At 70.5% G+C, this 17,805-nt stretch carries 11 protein-coding genes and 1 pseudogene; 6 read left to right on the forward strand and 6 right to left on the reverse strand.

Annotated features, from left to right (window positions below; all coding sequences use genetic code 11):
• Nucleotides 1-2 precede the first annotated feature (2 nt).
• The 5 genes from ACIP67_RS21405 to ACIP67_RS21425 all read right to left on the reverse strand — a co-directional run bounded on the left by ACIP67_RS21405 (nt 3) and on the right by ACIP67_RS21425 (nt 9,271).
• Nucleotides 3-980: an ABC transporter permease gene (locus ACIP67_RS21405; protein ID WP_401693593.1), complete on the reverse strand. Its 978-nt coding sequence runs from the start codon at nt 978-980 to the stop codon at nt 3-5.
• A gap of 110 nt (nt 981-1,090) precedes the next feature.
• Nucleotides 1,091-2,887: an ABC transporter substrate-binding protein gene (locus ACIP67_RS21410; RefSeq protein ID WP_401693595.1), complete on the reverse strand. Its 1,797-nt coding sequence runs from the start codon at nt 2,885-2,887 to the stop codon at nt 1,091-1,093.
• A 115-nt stretch (nt 2,888-3,002) separates the two neighbouring features.
• On the reverse strand, nt 3,003-4,034 hold the full coding sequence (locus ACIP67_RS21415) for an ABC transporter permease (RefSeq protein WP_401693597.1): 1,032 nt from the start codon (nt 4,032-4,034) through the stop codon (nt 3,003-3,005).
• Nucleotides 4,035-4,959: 925 nt separating this feature from the next.
• On the reverse strand, nt 4,960-6,867 hold the full coding sequence (gene typA / locus ACIP67_RS21420) for a translational GTPase TypA (RefSeq protein ID WP_401693599.1): 1,908 nt from the start codon (nt 6,865-6,867) through the stop codon (nt 4,960-4,962).
• A 184-nt stretch (nt 6,868-7,051) separates the two neighbouring features.
• Nucleotides 7,052-9,271, reverse strand: a complete 2,220-nt coding sequence (locus tag ACIP67_RS21425) for an ABC transporter family substrate-binding protein (RefSeq protein WP_401693601.1) — start codon at nt 9,269-9,271, stop codon at nt 7,052-7,054.
• A gap of 357 nt (nt 9,272-9,628) precedes the next feature.
• Here ACIP67_RS21425 and ACIP67_RS21430 point away from each other — a divergent pair, with 357 nt between their 5' ends.
• The 4 genes from ACIP67_RS21430 to ACIP67_RS21445 all read left to right on the forward strand — a co-directional run bounded on the left by ACIP67_RS21430 (nt 9,629) and on the right by ACIP67_RS21445 (nt 13,623).
• Nucleotides 9,629-9,919 carry a hypothetical protein gene (locus ACIP67_RS21430; RefSeq protein WP_401693603.1) on the forward strand — a complete coding sequence of 97 codons (291 nt, stop codon included), beginning with the start codon at nt 9,629-9,631 and terminating at the stop codon, nt 9,917-9,919.
• A 35-nt stretch (nt 9,920-9,954) separates the two neighbouring features.
• Nucleotides 9,955-10,788 (forward strand): hypothetical protein, encoded by an 834-nt coding sequence (locus ACIP67_RS21435; protein WP_401693605.1) that lies wholly within the window; start codon nt 9,955-9,957, stop codon nt 10,786-10,788.
• Between the two features lie 130 nt (nt 10,789-10,918).
• Nucleotides 10,919-12,859 (forward strand): fumarate reductase/succinate dehydrogenase flavoprotein subunit, encoded by a 1,941-nt coding sequence (locus tag ACIP67_RS21440; protein WP_401693607.1) that lies wholly within the window; start codon nt 10,919-10,921, stop codon nt 12,857-12,859.
• On the forward strand, nt 12,856-13,623 hold the full coding sequence (locus tag ACIP67_RS21445) for a succinate dehydrogenase/fumarate reductase iron-sulfur subunit (protein ID WP_401693609.1): 768 nt from the start codon (nt 12,856-12,858) through the stop codon (nt 13,621-13,623). The genes ACIP67_RS21440 and ACIP67_RS21445 overlap by 4 nt, the downstream gene beginning before the upstream one ends.
• Before the next feature lie 550 nt (nt 13,624-14,173).
• Here the strand turns inward: ACIP67_RS21445 and ACIP67_RS21450 are convergent.
• Nucleotides 14,174-15,469: a hypothetical protein gene (locus ACIP67_RS21450; protein WP_401693611.1), complete on the reverse strand. Its 1,296-nt coding sequence runs from the start codon at nt 15,467-15,469 to the stop codon at nt 14,174-14,176.
• Nucleotides 15,470-15,481: 12 nt separating this feature from the next.
• Between ACIP67_RS21450 and ACIP67_RS21455 the strand changes: the two genes are divergently transcribed.
• Nucleotides 15,482-17,089, forward strand: a complete 1,608-nt coding sequence (locus ACIP67_RS21455) for a hypothetical protein (RefSeq protein ID WP_401693613.1) — start codon at nt 15,482-15,484, stop codon at nt 17,087-17,089.
• A gap of 126 nt (nt 17,090-17,215) precedes the next feature.
• Nucleotides 17,216-17,805: pseudogene (locus ACIP67_RS21460) on the forward strand (protein phosphatase); the annotation flags it as partial.

A 17,805-nucleotide genomic window follows, 5' to 3' on the forward strand; every position in this document is an offset into this window, starting at 1 on the left:
TCCTAGGACAGGCGCACGCGCGGGTCGATGACGGCGTACAGGGCGTCCACGATCAGGTTGAAGACGATGATGAGCGCGGCGCTGATCAGCATGACGCCCATCAGCATCGGCAGGTCCTTGTTGGTGACGGAGTCCAGTGCGAGCCGGCCGAGACCGGCCAGACCGAACGTCAGCTCGGTCGCCATGCCGCCTGCCAGCAGCGCGGACAGGTCGATGCCGAGGATGGTGATGATGGGGATGAGGGAGCCGCGCCAGGCGTAGCGGAAGAAGGTGTAGTTGCCCGACATGCCCTTGGCGCGGGCCGCCTTCACATGCTCTTCCTGGAGCTGCTCGACCATCGAGGAGCGGCTCATACGGGTGTAGTTGGCGGTGAAGATGGTCGCCAGCACGACCCAGGGGATCAGCAGGCCCATGAACCAGCCGCCGGGATCCTCGGAGAGCGGCACGTACTTCGGCTTGTCGAGCCAGCCGGTGCTGTAGACGAAGGCGAGCAGGAGCAGCGGGCCGAGGAAGTAGATCTGGAGCGAGCTGATGACCAGCGAGCCGGTGCTGAACACCTTGTCCAGCCAGGTGCCGCGGAACTTGGCGGCCAGCAGGCCGGCGCCGAGACCGACGGTGAGGAAGACCACCAGGCTGCCGACGGTGAGCCAGACGGTCAGCGGGAAGCGGTCGAGGATGGTGTCCCAGACGTTCTGGTTGTTGGCGAAGGAGACGCCGAAGCAGGGGGCGTCGCAGTGGCCGACGGCGAAGTCACGGCCCGCGAAGATACCGACCAGGAAGTTCCAGTACTGGACGGTGACCGGCTGGTCGAGACCGAGGTTCCGGTGAATGATCTCCAGCGCGTCCGGAGTGCAGTTCTTGCCACAGGCCAGCGTGGCCGGGTCCTGCGGGATGGCGAAGAACATGAAGAACGTGAAAGCACTGATCAACAGCAAGATCAGCGCCGCGCCGAACGTCCGGCGAATGAGGAATTGAAGCATGGCAGGCAGCTGCTCTCAGGACGGCGGCGATCGGGAGGGGTCTGCGGGATGCCCGGGGCCCGGTGGGGGCGCTCCGCCGCGCGCCCCCCACCGGGTGACCGGTCTGACGTTTACTTCTTGAGGAAGATCCGGGTGACGTCCACGTAGCTCGAGTCGGAGCTGTAGCGGATGCCGCCGATGTTCGAGCCGAAGATCTGGAACACCTTGGTGTAGTAGATCGGGGCGGCCGGGTTGATCTCCGTGGAGATGTACTCGCTCAGCTCGGCCCAGGCCTTGGTGGCCTCGGTCGTGTCGGTGATCTTCAGGATGCGCTTGATCTCCGAGTTGACGTGCTCGTCGTTGATGTGCGCGTAGTTCGCCGAGCCGTCCTGGATCTGCGTGCCGTCGTAGGACGGCGGGATGACCGTGGAGGCGGACGGCCAGTCCTGGCCCCAGCCGGTCATGTACAGGTCGTAGCCGTTCTTGACCTTGCCGACCTGCTCGTACCAGGTGGCGGAGTCGATCTCCTTCTTCTGGATGTCGAGACCGATCTTCTCCAGGGCGGTGGCGATCAGCACGGCCTGCTGCTGGCGGACCGGGGTGTTGCCGTAGGCGTAGACGAGCTTCTTGCCCTCGAAGCCGCCTTCCTTGATCAGCTTCTTGGCGGCCTCGATGTCGCCGTTGGGCTTGGCCTCGCGGTTGAACGGGTCGAAGGACTCGTCGTAGCCCGGCGTGGTGGGCGAGATCAGCGAGTTGGCGACCTCACCGCCGTAGGCACCGCCGTCGGCCTTGAAGACCGAGGTGGAGGGCAGCGCCAGGGTGATGGCGTCCCGGAGCTTCTTGTCCTTGACGCGGTCCAGGTTGAAGTTGAGCTGCCAGACGTAGGGCGCGTAGCCGTCGATGGTGCGCGCCATGGCCGTCTTGTCGCCCACCACGTTCTGGAGCTGCGTGGTGGCGACCTGGCCGGTGAACATCATCGCGTTCTTGGCTTCGCCCTGGTCGGCCAGGAGGGTCTTGGTCTGGTCCTCGTCATCGTGGTTCATCTCGATGGCGAAGCCGTCCACGTACTGGTGGCGCACCGAGTCGGACTTGGCGTCCCACTGCGGGTTCTTCACCAGCGTCATGGACTTGCCCGGCTTGAAGTCGGAGATCTTGTACGGGCCGGTGGAGACCGGGTCGGTGTCGTACTTCTCCTTGGTGTCCGTCTCCTCCGGGACGACGCTGTAACCCGGCATGGTCAGCATCTGCGGGAGGTCGGGCTGCGCGTCCTTGAAGTGGAAGACGACCGTCTTCGCATCCGGCGTCTCCAGGACGCTGTCCGGCAGGTGCTTGCCCTTGTCCGGCCCCGCGTACGCGTCGCGGTAGGTGGTGCCGGCGCCGGACAGCCACTGCTGGAGGTAGGTCGGACCGTCGGTGATGTACGAGGCGTACAGGCGCTCGACCGTGTGGCGGATGTCCGCCGCGTTGATCGGGTTGCCGTTCTCGTCCTTCAGGTTGTCCTTGAGGGTGTACGTCCAGGTCTTGCCGCCGTCCGAGACCTGACCGGCGTCGGTGGCGAGATCGCCCACGACGGTCAGGTTGCCGTTGTCGTCCTCGGAGTACTGGGTCAGACCACGGAAGATGAGGCGGCTGAGGAGCTTGCCGTCCGACACGTAGATCTGGCCCGGGTCCAGGTGGGAGAAGTCCGCCTCCTGGTAGACGGTCACCGTGCCGCCGGTCTGGGCACCGGTCACCGCGGGGGCCGGACCGGTCGACGCCTTGGCGTCACCGATCTGCACCGGCTTGGACTGCGACTTGGCATCCTCCTTGCTCTTGCTGTTGTCCTTGGCGGAGCTGTCGCTGCCACCGCCGCAAGCGGTCAGGGTCAGGGCGCCGGCGGCGACCGCGACTATCGCGGCCGTGGCGGTGCGGTTGCGGAAGATGCTCATGGGGACGAATCCACCTGCCTGTGAGTAGTGAGCAATGCTGGTACATGACCGGTTCGGGGCTGTGGAGCCCCCGGACCGGCCAGGCGAGAGTGTGGGGGGAGGGCCTGCCGGGGGCTCAGCGTCCGGTCTTGGGATCGAAGGCGTCCCGCACCGAGTCACCGAGGAGGTTGAAGGCCACGACGAAGATCACCATGGCCACACCGGGGAAGAGCATGTAATACGGGTCCTGCTCCACGATGTTGGCGCCGATGGAGAACATCCGCCCCCAGTCCGGGGTGGGTTCGACGTATCCGACACCCACGAAGGACAGGAACGCGATGCTGAGGATGGTGCTCGGCAGGGTGAGCGTCGCCTGCACCAGCGTGGGGGTGACGATGTTGGGCAGCAGTTCCTTGCGGATGATGCGCCAGGACGAGGCTCCGGAGATGCGCGCGGCCTCGATGAACTCCCGGTCGCGCAGGGACAGCGTGGCGGCGCGGACGATGCGCGCCATGCTCATCCACCCGAGGAAGGACAGCACGATGATGATCGCGGCCGTGCGCACGTAGGTGGGCGTCTCCTCGTCGGGGGCGACGAACACCGTGGTGATGACGGGCATCGCCGCGACGAAGAAGAGCTGGTTGGGCAGGGCCATGAAGAAGTCGGTCATCCGGCCGAGCCAGTAGTCGATCTTCCCGCCGAAGTAGCCGCCGGCGAGGCCGATCAGCACGCCCGTCACGGTCATCAGCAGCGTGGCGGCCAGCGCCGTGAGCAGCGAGGTCCGGATGCCGTACAGGAGCTGCGTGAAGACGTCGCGGCCCAGACCCGGTTCGATACCGAACCAGAACTCGCCGTCGATGCCGCCGGCCGGCTTCGCCGGCATGGTGAACATGTCCAGCAGGTCGGGGTTGTCCTGCCCGTACAGGGTGTACGGGTCCTTGCCGTACAGCTTCGCGATCAGCGGTGCCGCCGCCGCGATCAGGAAGTAGAACAGGACGACGACGGCGGAGACCACACCGGTCCGGTCACGCTTGAAACGCGCCCACATCAACTGCCCGGGACTGCGCCCCTCGAGCTTCTTCGACTCCTTGGCGCCACCGGGGGGCACGCTCGCTTCGTCCAAGACGGAAGAGGCTTCAGCACCCTCAATCTCGATTGGACTCGTCATGATTCGTCCATTTCACAGGTTGGTGGTCGTCGGGCGTGCACGGCGACCCGACGGCCTTCGCACGGCGTACGTCATGCGCAGCGCGCGAGGGGAACAACGACGGAGGGGCGACACCAGCCCCCTGGGGAACCTGGTTCGCGGTCGGCGCCTACCGACCGAGGGAACGGGCCGTCGAGGAAGTGCGCGTCGACGCGTCGCTGCCGCAACCACCATGACGGGACCGGGCGAACCCGCGGGGCCTACACCTGTCCTCGGGGACGACGCGACCCGTAGGGCGCTCGTGGCCACCGCGCATGGGTTCCTCCTCATGAATCCATAGGTTCACCGCAAAGGGAGCGTGCGACACAGCACCGCACCGCCCGTCGCCGGTGCCGGAGTTGCTCGGGTGCCCCCGCGCTCGTGAACGGGCGCCGCCTCGGCGTGTGACCCGTTCGTCCGAGTTCTACGCGCCTAACTATCTGCCATGCGCCAAGACCGAACCACACCCACGAGGTCTCGGTTCGATCACAGCTCGCGCTAACATCTTCCAAAATCCGGACAAACAGTTTGGTGAGAGATCCCTGCGAAACGGACTTGTTACACGCCTAGCGGCGACAGGTGTCCGGTTTCCGGACGCACGGGGGAGGAAATTCGATTGCGGTGAGCGGGGCCGACGTGCAGGGTGCCCCGCGGACTCCCGGGCTCTCCACGGGGCCGTTCCGCTGTCGGCGCGGTGGCCGGCGCAGGCCCGCGGACGATCCGTCACGGCCGCTTCCGCAAGCAGGGTAGTGGGCGCGGCGCCATCAGAGGGGCACACCGCGGCAAATAGAGGGTTTTCCCTACCCCCGTACCGTCGGCCGGCGGCGGTGTCCGCACCACGTCGGCAACGACGACACCGGGCACCCCGCCTCGCGGGATGCCCGGTGTCGTCGGGTACGGCCGGTGATCAGCCGTGCTTGGCGCGGCTCGCGGCGCGGGCGCGCTCCCGCGCGTCCAGGTTCACCTTACGGATGCGCACCGCCTCCGGGGTGACCTCCACGCACTCGTCGTCGCGGCAGAACTCCAGCGACTGCTCCAGGGAGAGCTTGCGCGGCGGGACGATCGCCTCGAACGAGTCGGCCGAGGACGACCGCATGTTCGTGAGCTTCTTCTCCTTGGTGATGTTCACGTCCATGTCGTCGGCGCGGGAGTTCTCGCCGACGATCATGCCCTCGTACACCTCGGTGCCGGGCTCGGTGAACAGCACACCGCGCTCCTGGAGGTTCGTCATCGCGAAGGCGGTGACGGCGCCGGAGCGGTCGGCGACCAGCGAGCCGTTGTTACGGGTCTGCAGGGTGCCGAACCAGGGCTCGAAGCCCTCGTGGATGGAGTGGCCGATACCGGTGCCGCGGGTCTGGGTCAGGAACTCGGTCCGGAATCCGATGAGACCGCGCGAGGGCACCACGAACTCCATGCGCACCCAGCCGGAGCCGTGGTTGGACATGTTGTCCATCCGGCCCTTGCGGACACCCATGAGCTGCGTGACCGCGCCCATGTGCTCCTCGGGGACGTCGATCGTCATGCGCTCGACCGGCTCGTACGTCTTGCCGTCGACCTCCTTGGTGACGACCTGGGGCTTGCCGATGGTCAGCTCGAAGCCCTCGCGGCGCATCTGCTCGACCAGGATGGCCAGCGCCAGCTCACCACGGCCCTGCACCTCCCAGGCGTCCGGGCGCTCGGTGTCCAGGACACGGAGGCTGACGTTACCGACCAGCTCGCGGTCCAGGCGGTCCTTGACCTGGCGGGCGGTGACCTTGCGGTCCTTGACGGCCGCCTTGGCGTCGGCGCCCTTGCCGGTGCCGCCGCGGCCGACCAGCGGGGAGGTGTTGGTGCCGATGACCATGGAGATCGCGGGCTCGTCGACCGTGATCAGGGGCAGCGGGACCGGGTTCTCGGTGTCCGCGAGGGTCTCGCCGATCATGATGTCCGCGATACCGGCGACGGCACAGATGTCACCCGGGCCGGCCATCTCGGCCGGCTTGCGGGTGAGCGCCTCGGTCATCATCAGCTCGGAGATGCGGACGTTGCTGATGGTGCCGTCACGCTTGATCCACGCGACGGTCTGGCCCTTCCGGAGCTCGCCCTGCTCGACCCGGAGCAGCGCGATACGGCCGAGGAAGTTGTCGGCGTCCAGGTTGGTGACGTGGGCCTGGAGCGGGGCGTCCTCGTCGTACGTGGGGGCCGGGATGTGCTGGAGGATCGTGGAGAAGAACGGCTCCAGGCTGGTGGAGTCCGCCGGGACCGTGCCGTCCTCCGGCTTGGTCAGCGAGGCGATGCCGTCGCGACCGCAGGCGTAGACGATCGGGAACTCGATCTGCTCCTCGTCCGCGTCCAGGTCGAGGAAGAGGTCGTAGGTCTCGTTGACGACCTCGTCGATGCGGGAGTCCGGGCGGTCCGTCTTGTTGATGCACAGGATGACGGGCAGGCGCTGCTGGAGCGCCTTGCGCAGCACGAAGCGGGTCTGCGGCAGCGGCCCCTCGGAGGCGTCGACGAGCAGGACGACACCGTCGACCATCGACAGACCGCGCTCGACCTCGCCACCGAAGTCGGCGTGGCCGGGGGTGTCGATGATGTTGATGGTGATCGGGTCCCCGCCGTCCTTCGGGTGGTACTTCACCGCGGTGTTCTTGGCGAGGATCGTGATGCCCTTCTCACGCTCCAGGTCGTTCGAGTCCATCATGCGGTCGTCGACCGAGTCGAGCTGGTGGGCGGCGAAGGCACCGGCCTGCTTGAGCATGCCGTCGACGATGGTCGTCTTGCCGTGGTCGACGTGGGCGACGATGGCTACGTTGCGAATGTCGTGGCGCGTGGCCATAAAGCGGCGTTCTCCCGGAGTGTGAGGACGGCCCTGCTGCGTACGTCTGTGATACGCGGGCCCTGCCGGGCTTGACATGCCACGGCCTCACCCCATGGTACGTGGCCCTGCGGGAGCCGACCTCCGCAGGGCCACGCAGCTCACTCCCCCGTGCCCGTCGCCTCACTCCCCGGGCGGGTCCGCGTCACTCCGGGGAGGGGCTCGCGGCGATCCGCGCGCCCTTCTTCAGGAAGCCCATGTCCTCGTAGACCGGGGTCTGGAAGCCGAAGGCACCGGCGTTGACCACGTTCTTCTTCGCGGCCGTGAGCTGGGGGCGCTGGTAGAGGGGGATCGATCCGGCGGCCGCCCAGATCCGGGCGTCGGCCTTGCGGAGCAGGGACCGCTCCTCCTCCGCGTCCAGCGTCGAGATCGCCTGGTCGAACAGCTGGTCGACCTGGTCGGTGCCGACGCGGGTGTAGTTCTGCTGGACGCTCAGCGACCCGTCGGCGGCCGGCACCGGCTTGGCGTAGATCGGCCGGGCGTCGGTGGCCGGGTAGGCGGAGGCGGGCCAGGAGTACAGCGCGAGGTCGTACTCGCCGGAGGCGATGTGGTCCTTGAAGTAGCTCTCGTCGGAGACCTTGGTGATCTCGGTGCCGATGCCGACCTGGTCCAGCATCCGGGTGATCCGGCCGGCGACCGCGTGCAGGGGCTCCGAGCCCGCGCCGCTCGGCAGCACGAACCGCAGGGTGAGCGCCTTGCCGTCCTTGGCCAGCGCCCCGCGCGCGGCACCGGCCGGGGCGGCGGTGCCCTGGGGGGCGTAGGCGCCGGGCGGGCCCTGCTGGCCGACGGAGCGCCTGCCGTCCTGGGCGAGCTGCCGGACGCGGTCCTCGCGTCCCGCCTCGCCCGGGGCCTTGTCGTCCTCGCCGACGATGTACGTGCCGTCGTCGTCGCCCTCGGACCGGCCCTTCTCGTACCCGGCGCCCTTCTCCCTCCTGTCGCCGTCCTTGCCCTTCTCGCCCTTCTCGCCCTTCTCGCCCTCTGAGCCGGCCGCCTTCTCCGTCTTCTTCCGCTCCTCGACCGGGCCGCCCGGCACCCAGCCGGCGTCCGCGAGCAGCGCCTGGGCCTCCTTGGTGTCCTGACCGCCGAGCGCCCCGCTGCCGTCGGCGTACGCCTCCTGGCCGGACAGGGCGAGGTGGCTGCCGACGGGCACGGCGGGCAGCCCCAGCGGCTTGAGCACCACCTCGACCAGTTCCTCGCGGTCCAGCGCCCGGGCCACCGCCCGGCGCACCCGCTCGTCGGCGAGCGGGCCGTCGGCGCCGTTCAGGGCGAGCTGCGTGGAGGCCGGCTCCAGCGACTTGCGCACCTCGAAGTCGCGCAGCGCCTTCTGCTGGCGCTCCCAGGTGGCGATCGCCTGGCTCAGCTTCCTGCGGGCGTGCGTCTCGTCCTCGGCGGCGTCCTCGTCGGAGCCGTGGGCCAGGACCCAGGACCGCAGCGCCTTGGCCGCCGTACGGCCGCCGCCGGGGCCGGCCAGGGGTCCGGCGCCGCCCTGGGCCGCGCCGTCGATGCGCTGCGCGGCGGCCGGGTCGATCTCGGCCAGGTCGATCGCGCCGGCGGCGAGCGCGGCGGCCCGCTTCTCGCGCCGCACGGCCGTCAGGACGATCTCGGAGAGCTTGGCGGGCCGGCCCCACCAGCGGGGGTTGGGGGTGAGCCGGACGCGGTCCTTCTCCCGGTCGACCTGCTTCACGGTGAACGGTCCGGCGGTGACCCTCAGCTTGCGCCGCGCCCCGTCGTTGAACGAGTCCGGCGTGCCCATGACGTCCTTCGGGTACAGCGGGGAGAACAGCGACTGCCAGTCGGCGTAGGGGCGGCCGAAGGTGACCCGGACCTCCAGGTCGTTCGCGCCGCGCTCGATCTTCTCGATGCGGTCGTACCCGGCGTTGCGCGCGGTCCAGTAGGCGCTGTCCCGGCCGGACAGGGCGCGCCACTGGGCGGCGAAGTCGGCGGCGCCGATCTCGCGGCCGTCGCTCCAGACGGCCTGCTGGTTGAGCCGGTAGAGGACGACCTGCTTCGGCTCGGTCTCGACGACGGCGGCGGACTCCAGGTAGTCGGGGTTGCGCGCGGGCCGCCCGTCGGCGTCCAGCCGGTACATCGACGGCAGGACGGCCTGGGCGACCCGGGTGGTGGTGGCGTCGGCGTCGGACTGGAAGGCGTTGAAGGTCTCCGGCAGGGCGTCCACCGCCCAGCGCAGGGTGCCGCCGTCGGCGACCTGGGCGCGGTCGGCCCGGGCGATGTCCTGGGGCGCCAGCGGTTTGCCGGCCGGGTCGTCGGTGCCACAGCCGGCCAGCGCGGGCACCGCGAGCGCGCCCGCGGTGAGGAAGGCGACCGAGCGCATGACCGCGCGCAGTCCGACGCCGTCGTGGGACATCTCAGGTACCTCCGGGGAGCCTCTGCCGCCGGTCGCACGCGCCGGTGACACGAGTGCGTGCTGTTAGTGCGTTCTGTTCACATTTGGCGGTATTTTGGAGCTGATCTGATCTATGGCCCACTGAAGAGGAAAGGGTTCGCCTGCCGGGGGCGACACGGCGGCGGAGGCACGCAACCTCACCCGCGCGGAGCAACGCGCGCCCCCGGCGCACACAGAGCGTGTCCCGCGTGTGTCCGGGGGCGTGCGATCGGCCAATCGCTGCACACGCCTTCACATCCACAGGTGTGACGCGCAACACTCGCAGGCGCATGAGCGTCTCCGTCCAGGGCCACCGGCCCGCGGAAGTGAGGTCACGTCATGTCCGTGCACGACGATCTGACAACGGTCCAGCGCTGTCTGGACGACCTGGCACGGTCCGTGAGCCGTCTGGAGCAGCAGCTCGGCAGCGGCGGTCTGGACATGCGCCGGGTCCGCGCCGACACCGACCACCTGCGCGAGAGCGTCGCGCTGCTGCGCGCGGCGGCCGCCACGCCCGCCACGGCCAAGCGCCCGGACCTCGTCACCATCCCCGACACCCCCTACGACGACTCCCTGTGGATCGACACGGACGACGAGGGACTCGGCGCCCGTGACCGACGTGCCCCCTGAACCGTCCGGAGTCCCGAGCCGACCGGAGTCATGAAGTGGCCACTGGTACGGAACCTCCCGCCACCGACCCCCATCCGCCCCGCGGCGTGCGCACCGCCACGCGCGCCGCGATCTCCGCGCCCCACCTGCGCACCGACCACTGGTGGCGGGCCCCCGCCGCCACCGCGGCCGGGCTGCTGGCCTTCGTCGTGTACTCGACCTGGCGGGCGTTCGCGGACGCCCACTACTACGCGGCCCCCTACGTCTCGCCGTTCTACTCGCCCTGTCTGGCCGAGCGCTGCACACCCATGCGCGCGGGCCCGAACTGGGAGATCTTCGGCGGATGGTGGGCCGTCTCCCCCGCGATCATCATCCTGATCTTCCCGCTCGGCTTCCGCCTGACCTGCTACTACTACCGCAAGGCCTACTACCGCAGCTTCTGGGCGTCCCCGCCGGCCTGCGCGGTGGCCGAGCCGCACCGCACGTACACCGGCGAGACCCGCTTCCCGCTGATCCTCCAGAACCTCCACCGCTACTTCTTCTACGCGGCTCTCCTGGTCGCCGGGATCCTCACCTACGACACCGTGCTCGCCTTCCGCGACGAGCACTACGCCTGGGGCCACATGGGCCTCGGCACCGTCGTCTTCCTGATCAACATCGTGCTGATCTGGGCGTACACGGTCTCCTGCCACTCCTGCCGGCACATCGTCGGCGGCAAGCTCAAGCACTTCTCCCGGCACCCCGTCCGCTACCGGATGTGGCAGTGGGTCGGCAAGCTGAACGCCCGGCACATGCAGCTCGCCTGGGCGTCGCTGCTGAGCGTCGCGCTCGCCGATCTCTACGTCTGGCTGGTCGCGTCCGGCGCCTTCGACGATCCGCGCTTCTTCTAGACGAGACGAGTGGGCCAGACGAGATGAGCGGACCAGACCAGATGAGCGGACCGGACCAGATGAGCGGACCGGACCAGATGAGCGGACCGGGCCAGATGAGCGGACCGGACGAGACGAGTGGGGCCTTCTGATGTCCGTGGTCGACCGGCAGGAGTGGGACGTCGTCGTGGTCGGGGCCGGTGGCGCCGGCCTGCGCGCCGCCATCGAGGCGCGCGAGCGGGGCGCCCGTACGGCCGTGATCTGCAAGTCGCTGTTCGGCAAGGCGCACACGGTGATGGCCGAGGGCGGCATCGCGGCGGCCATGGCCAACGCCAACGAGCACGACTCCTGGCAGGTCCACTTCCGCGACACCCTGCGCGGCGGCAAGTTCCTCAACCAGTGGCGGATGGCCGAGCTGCACGCCCAGGAGGCGCCGGACCGGGTGTGGGAGCTGGAGACGTGGGGCGCGCTGTTCGACCGCACGAAGGACGGCCGGATCTCGCAGCGCAACTTCGGCGGCCACGAGTACCCGCGCCTCGCGCACGTCGGCGACCGCACCGGCCTGGAGCTGATCCGCACCCTCCAGCAGAAGATCGTCGCGCTCCAGCAGGAGGACCACCGCGAGACCGGCGACCACGAGTCCCGGCTGAAGGTCTTCCAGGAGTGCACGGTCACCCGTGTCCTCAAGGACGACGGCCGGGTCTCCGGCGTCTTCGCCTACGAACGCGAGACGGGCCGCTTCTTCGTCCTGGAGGCGCCCGCCGTGGTGATCGCGACCGGCGGCATCGGCAAGTCGTTCAAGGTGACGTCGAACTCGTGGGAGTACACCGGTGACGGGCACGCACTGGCGCTGCTCGCCGGGGCGCCGCTGCTGAACATGGAGTTCGTGCAGTTCCACCCGACGGGGATGGTCTGGCCGCCGTCGGTGAAGGGCATCCTCGTCACCGAGTCCGTGCGCGGCGACGGCGGGGTGCTGCGCAACTCCGACGGCAAGCGGTTCATGTTCGACTACATCCCCGACGTCTTCAAGGAGAAGTACGCCGAGACGGAGGACGAGGCCGACCGCTGGTACGACGACCCGGACACCAACCGGCGTCCCCCCGAGCTGCTCCCCCGCGACGAGGTCGCGCGGGCGATCAACGCGGAGGTCAAGGAGGGCCGCGGCTCCCCGCACGGCGGGGTCTTCCTGGACGTGTCGACGCGGATGCCCGCCGAGGTGATCACACGCCGGCTGCCGTCGATGTACCACCAGTTCAAGGAGCTGGCCGACGTCGACATCACGGCGGAGGCGATGGAGGTCGGGCCCACCTGCCACTACGTGATGGGCGGCGTCGCCGTCGACTCCGACACCGCGGCGGCGCGCGGGGTGCCGGGGCTGTACGCGGCCGGGGAGGTGGCCGGCGGTATGCACGGCTCCAACCGGCTCGGCGGGAACTCCCTGTCCGACCTGCTGGTGTTCGGACGCCGGGCGGGACTGCACGCCGCCGGGTACGCGGCGGCCTGGGCGGCGGACCGTCCCCGGGTGGACGACACCGAGGTGGCCGCCGCCGCGGCGGAGGCGCTGCGCCCGTTCTCGGCCGAGGCGGAGGTGGAGGAGCCGTCCGGAGGGCCGCCGGAGAACCCGTACGCCCTGCACCAGGAGCTCCAGCAGACGATGAACGACCTGGTCGGGATCATCCGCCGGGAGGCGGAGATGGAACAGGCCCTGGAGAAACTGGCGGAGCTGCGGGTACGGGCCCGCCGGGCCGGCGTCGAGGGGCACCGGCAGTTCAACCCGGGCTGGCACCTCGCCCTGGACCTGCGGAACATGCTGCTGGTCAGCGAGTGCGTGGCGCGGGCCGCGCTGGAGCGCACCGAGTCGCGCGGCGGCCACACCCGTGAGGACCACCCGGCGATGGAGCGCCCGTGGCGCCGGATCAACCTGCTGTGCCGGCTGACCGACCCCACGGGCGGGCTCGCGGCGACCGACCCGGTCCGCGGCCAGATCACCCTCGACCGGGAGACCACCGAGCCGGTCCGCCCCGACCTGCTGGCCCTCTTCGACAAGGAGGAGCTGGTCAAGTACCTCGCCGAGGAGGAGCTGTACGAATGAGCGGCTACCAGGCGCGCTTCAAGGTGTGGCGCGGCGACGCGGACGGCGGCGGCCTGAAGGACTTCGTGGTCGAGGTGCACGACGGCGAGGTGGTCCTCGACATCATCCACCGCCTCCAGGCGACCCAGGCCCCCGACCTCGCCGTGCGCTGGAACTGCAAGGCGGGCAAGTGCGGTTCCTGCTCGGCGGAGATCAACGGGCGGCCCCGGCTGCTGTGCATGACCCGCATGTCGGTGTTCGACCGGGCGGAGACGATCACGGTCACGCCGCTGCGTGCCTTCCCGGTCGTCCGGGACCTGGTCACCGACGTGGGCTTCAACTACGTCAAGGCGCGGGAGGTCCCGGCCTTCGTCCCGCCCGCCGGCCTGGCCCCCGGCGAGTACCGGATGATGCAGGAGGACGTGGACCGGCCGCAGGAGTTCCGCAAGTGCATCGAGTGCTTCCTGTGCCAGGACACCTGTCATGTGGTGCGCGATCACGAGGAGAACAAGCGGGCCTTCGCGGGGCCGCGCTTCCTGATGCGGGTCGCGGAGCTGGACATGCACCCGCTGGACGCGGCGGAGGAGACCGGGCTGGACCGCAAGCGCACGGCCCAGGACGAGCACGGTCTCGGCTACTGCAACATCACCAAGTGCTGCACGGAGGTCTGCCCCGAAGGCATCAAGATCACCGACAATGCGCTGATCCCGCTGAAGGAGCGGGCCGTGGACCGCAAGTACGACCCGCTCGTCTGGCTCGGCAACAAGATCCGCCGACGCGCGTGACCGGGACCGGGCGCGTGACCGGTCCCGGGGCGCGCGTGACCGGTCCCGGGGCGCGCGTGACCGGTCTCAGGCGGCCTTCTCGCGCACGTGTCCGGAGTGCGCCACGCGGCCCAGGAACAGCTCCAGCGGGGCCGGTGGTCGCCGTGCGCCTCCGGCTGCCGCGCCGCGCCGGCCGGGGCGCCGCCGGTCGCGACGGCGCGCCGGACCTGGCGTTCGATGCGCTGGTCGATGAGGTGTGCCACCGGGCGCAGAGCCCGGCGGACGGCCTTGCCGGTGAGTGGTGATCGCATCGGAGTGTCACCCTCGCAGAGGTAGGGGACGAGGACGCCAAGACGTCCGCAGCCCATGCACAACCGCGACCGCGGGCCATCGGCGGGCCATCGGGGAGAAGCCCGGATGACGTCTGGCCGACGCCTGGGTCACATCCCGGACGTCCGGACGTCCGGACGTCCGACCGGACGGCCGCCACCGGTTCTCGACGACCGCCACCGCCGGCTTCCTCGACGGCCACCACCAGCTCCCGACGGCCCTCAGCGGCCCTCACCGGCTCTCACCGGACCCAGCCCTCCCGGTACGCCGTCCAGTCGGACTCCGTGGCCGCGAAGTCGACGTACAGGGCGACGCCGAAGGCGGCGCGGTCGGCGTCGGTGCGGGACAGGCCGAGCCGGACGCCGCGGACGCCCGCCGGGACCGTCTCGGCGTGCTCCCAGTGGCCGACGTCGTTCTCGTGGAAGAACGGCAGGCCCATGAGGAGGTCGGTGCCGGGCGGGGTGGCCTCCAGGGCGAGCGAGGTCTGCTGGGCGACGTAGCCGGCGTAGGCGCTCTCCAGCAGCTGCCCGGTGTCGTACGACATGACGGCGATCTGGTCGACGCGGCGGGCGACCTGGCCGAAGAACTCCTGCGACCACCATTTCGGGTGGCCGGTGACGGCGCCCCGGACGGAGTGGAGACCGGGCAGCGGGTCGATCTGGTGGGCGGCGACGGAGAGCGCGGCGTCGTGCGCGCCGGTGACGTCGTGCAGGCCGTCGAGGAGCGTGAGGTAGTTCCGGTCGCCGGAGTGCAGCGGCTCCAGGTCGAAGTGGGTGCCCTGGAAGCCGGCGGCGAGGATCTGCCGGGTGGAGGCGACGACGTTGGCGCGCGTCCCGGCGTCCTCGAGCCGCATGCCGTGGGGGCTCTCGCTCGCCAGGACGTCACCGAGCCAGGCCTGGACCCTGATGCCGGGCATCGCACGGTGCACGGCCGCGATGAACCAGCGGGCTTCGGGGTAGGCCGTCGCGGGCAGCGTGCCGTCGTGTTCCAGCGGGCCGGCGTGCACGTACAGATCATGGACGCCGGTGTCCTCCAGCCGGGCGGCCAGGGCGGTGACGTCCGCGTCCTCCTTCCGGCCGTCGACCCAGGCATGTCCGAGCCAGATCGCGTCCCGGCCCCGGGTGCCGGCGCTGCCGTCGGGGTCGCCCAGGGAGTTGAGGCTCAGGGCGATCTGGGAGGCGAGGACGGGGAGGAGGACCAGGAGGACCAGCACGAGGACGGTCCGACGGGCGCGGCGGAGCCGGCGGCGGGGGGCGGAGGGCTCGGCGGGCCGGGCGGGGCCGCGGGCGTCGGGCGGGGCGGCGGCCGGGGCGACGACGGACGGGTCCGTTTCCGCCCCGATGTCCCCCTGCGGCTGTGACTGCGGCTGTGCCTCTGCCCCTGCCTCTGCCCCTGCCTCTGCCCCTGCCTGCGACTGTGACTGCGACCGCGCTCCCGTTCGCGCCGACTGGCGATCCACCGGTTCCCCTCCCTTGTCTCCCGACCACACGCCCCCACCTCGGGCGCATCCCGCTCGCGTGGCCGCATGGGCGGTCATACGCTCCGAAAGGTGACGCCATCGCTCTTCCGAGGCCGGCCCCGGCAGGCCACGTCGCACCTGTCCGTGCGGGTGGCCCTTGCCGCGTGGGGCGGTGTCGCGGCGGTGGTGTGGCTGGTGTTGCCGGGAATGACGTCGGGGACGGACGCTCCGGTTGCGATCACCCGTCCGGCGTCCGCGGCACCGGCATCGGAGGCTCCGGCGTCGGAGGCTCCGGCATCGGACGCTCCCCCGTCCGCCGCAGCGGCGGAGGACGGCACGTCCACGGCCGACCTGGTGCTGCCGCTCGTGGCGGTCGGCGCGGCGGGCGCGGTGGCGGGCTACGGGTACGTACGGCGCGTCCGCCGCGCCCGTGGCCGGACGACACCGGGCGGAACGGGAGTACCGCCGCCGAAGCGTCCCTCTCCGCCCCTGGACCTACTGGACGAACTGGACGAGCAGGCCCGTGCGGCCCTGGTCGACGCCGACGACCGCGTCCGGACCGCCCGCGGGGAACTCGCCTTTACCGAGGCCCGGTCCGGGACGGAGACGGTGGCCCGGTTGGCCCGCGCGCTGCGGGACGCGGAGGGCGAGCTGTCGGCCGCGTTCCGGATACGGCAGCGCTTCGACGAGGGGGTGCCGGAGCGGGAGGAGACCCGGCGGCACGCGCTCGCCGGGGTCGTCGGGCGGTGCGAGGAGGCGGGACGGCGGCTGGACGCGGTGGCCGGCGACTTCGCGCGGCTGCGGGGGCCGGTGGAAGGGCCGGGCGGGGTGCTGGGGGTGGTGGAGGCGCGGTTCCGCGAGCTGACGGGCCGTACCGGCGCGGCCGAGGCGCTCCTCGTGGAGATCGGTGCGCGGTACGCCGCCACCGCGACCGCCTTTGTCGCCGGGAACGTCGAACAGGCCAAGGACCGGCTGTTCTTCGCCACCGTCCGCCTCAACCTGGCGCGCCAGGCCACCGATGCGGGCCGGCCCGAGGACGCCGCCCGGCAGCTGCGGGCCGCCGAGGGCGCCGTCGTACAGGCGGACGTCCTCGTCGACGGCGTGCACCGGCTGGCGGCCGAGCTGCGGGAGGCCGAGTCGACGGTCCCGGCCGCGCTGACCGGCGCCGAGGCGGAGCTGGCGGCGGTGCGCGGCCCGGCCGGCTCCGGGGGCGGGGACCTCGCCGCGCTGCTCCACGCCGACGCCGTCCTCGCCGCCGTACGGCAGGAGGTCACGGCGCGTCAGCCGTACGACCCGATAGGCGTCCTGCGCCGGATCGTGCGCGCGACGGCGCCCCTCGCCCCGGGCCGGTCCGGGGTGCTGCCGGCCGCCGCCCGCCTCGCCGCCGGCAGCGCCACCGCCGCCGCGGACGACTTCGTCGCGACGCACCGGGGCGCGGTGGGCGCCACGGCCCGCACCCGCCTCGCGGAGGCCCGCCGCCTCCTGGCCTCCAACACCGTGGGCGACCGCCTTCTCGCCGACACCCTGGCCCTGGACGCCCGCGGCCTCGCCGAACAGGACGTACGTCTGCGCGGGAACCCCCTTCCCGAAGCGGCCGGCGAGGAGAGCGGGACCGCCGGAGCCGTCCTGGGCGGGCTCCTGCCGGGCACCGGTACGGACGAGGTCCCGTACGGCCCGGTGGGCTTCGGTCACTTGTAGGGCCGCGCGCCTCAAGGGCCCCGGACGCCACCGCACTTGTAGCCGTTCAGTGACGCTTTCCGGCTCCCCATGACCCCCATTTGTATGATGACCTGGTTTTGACACGCATAACGGGGGTGGTTGAGCGTGATCAATCCGGAGGAGATCCCGCAGTTCACCGGTAACCTCTTCCAACTGGAGTTGGACCATGCCGCGTTGAAGAAGGACGCGGGTGCCGTGCGGGACACGGGCAGTGATGTGCACTCCCAGTTCCAGGGGTTGTCGGCGTTCTACCAGGCTCCGGAGGCGGAGCAGTTGTTCGCCACCACCAAGCCGGTGCAGGACCGTGCCGACGACTTCGCGACCGATCTGGAGACCGTGTCCTCCGCGCTGTCGTCGTACGCCACGGAGATCCGTCCGCTGGTGTCGAAGCTGCTGGAGCTGAAGACGAAGGCGCACGCTTTCGTCGGTTCGGTGAAGGACGACGACGAGTGGGAGTACGACGAGGACAAGGTCGCCGAGCACAACCGGCTGCGGGACGACATCACGGCGACGGTGGCGGCGTTCTGGGCGGCGGAGCGGACCTGCCACAACAAGATCACCGCGTTGTGGGGCGGGACGCAGATGGTCGCGGGGGACGGTTCGGAGCGTGAGGACCAGTACGGGTTCGACGCGGAGGACTTGAAGAACGCGCAGCTTCCCTGGGGTGACCCGGTGGAGGAGAAGCATTATTGGTA

Source organism: Streptomyces sp. NPDC088812 (assembly GCF_044750285.1).
GTDB lineage: Bacteria > Actinomycetota > Actinomycetes > Streptomycetales > Streptomycetaceae > Streptomyces.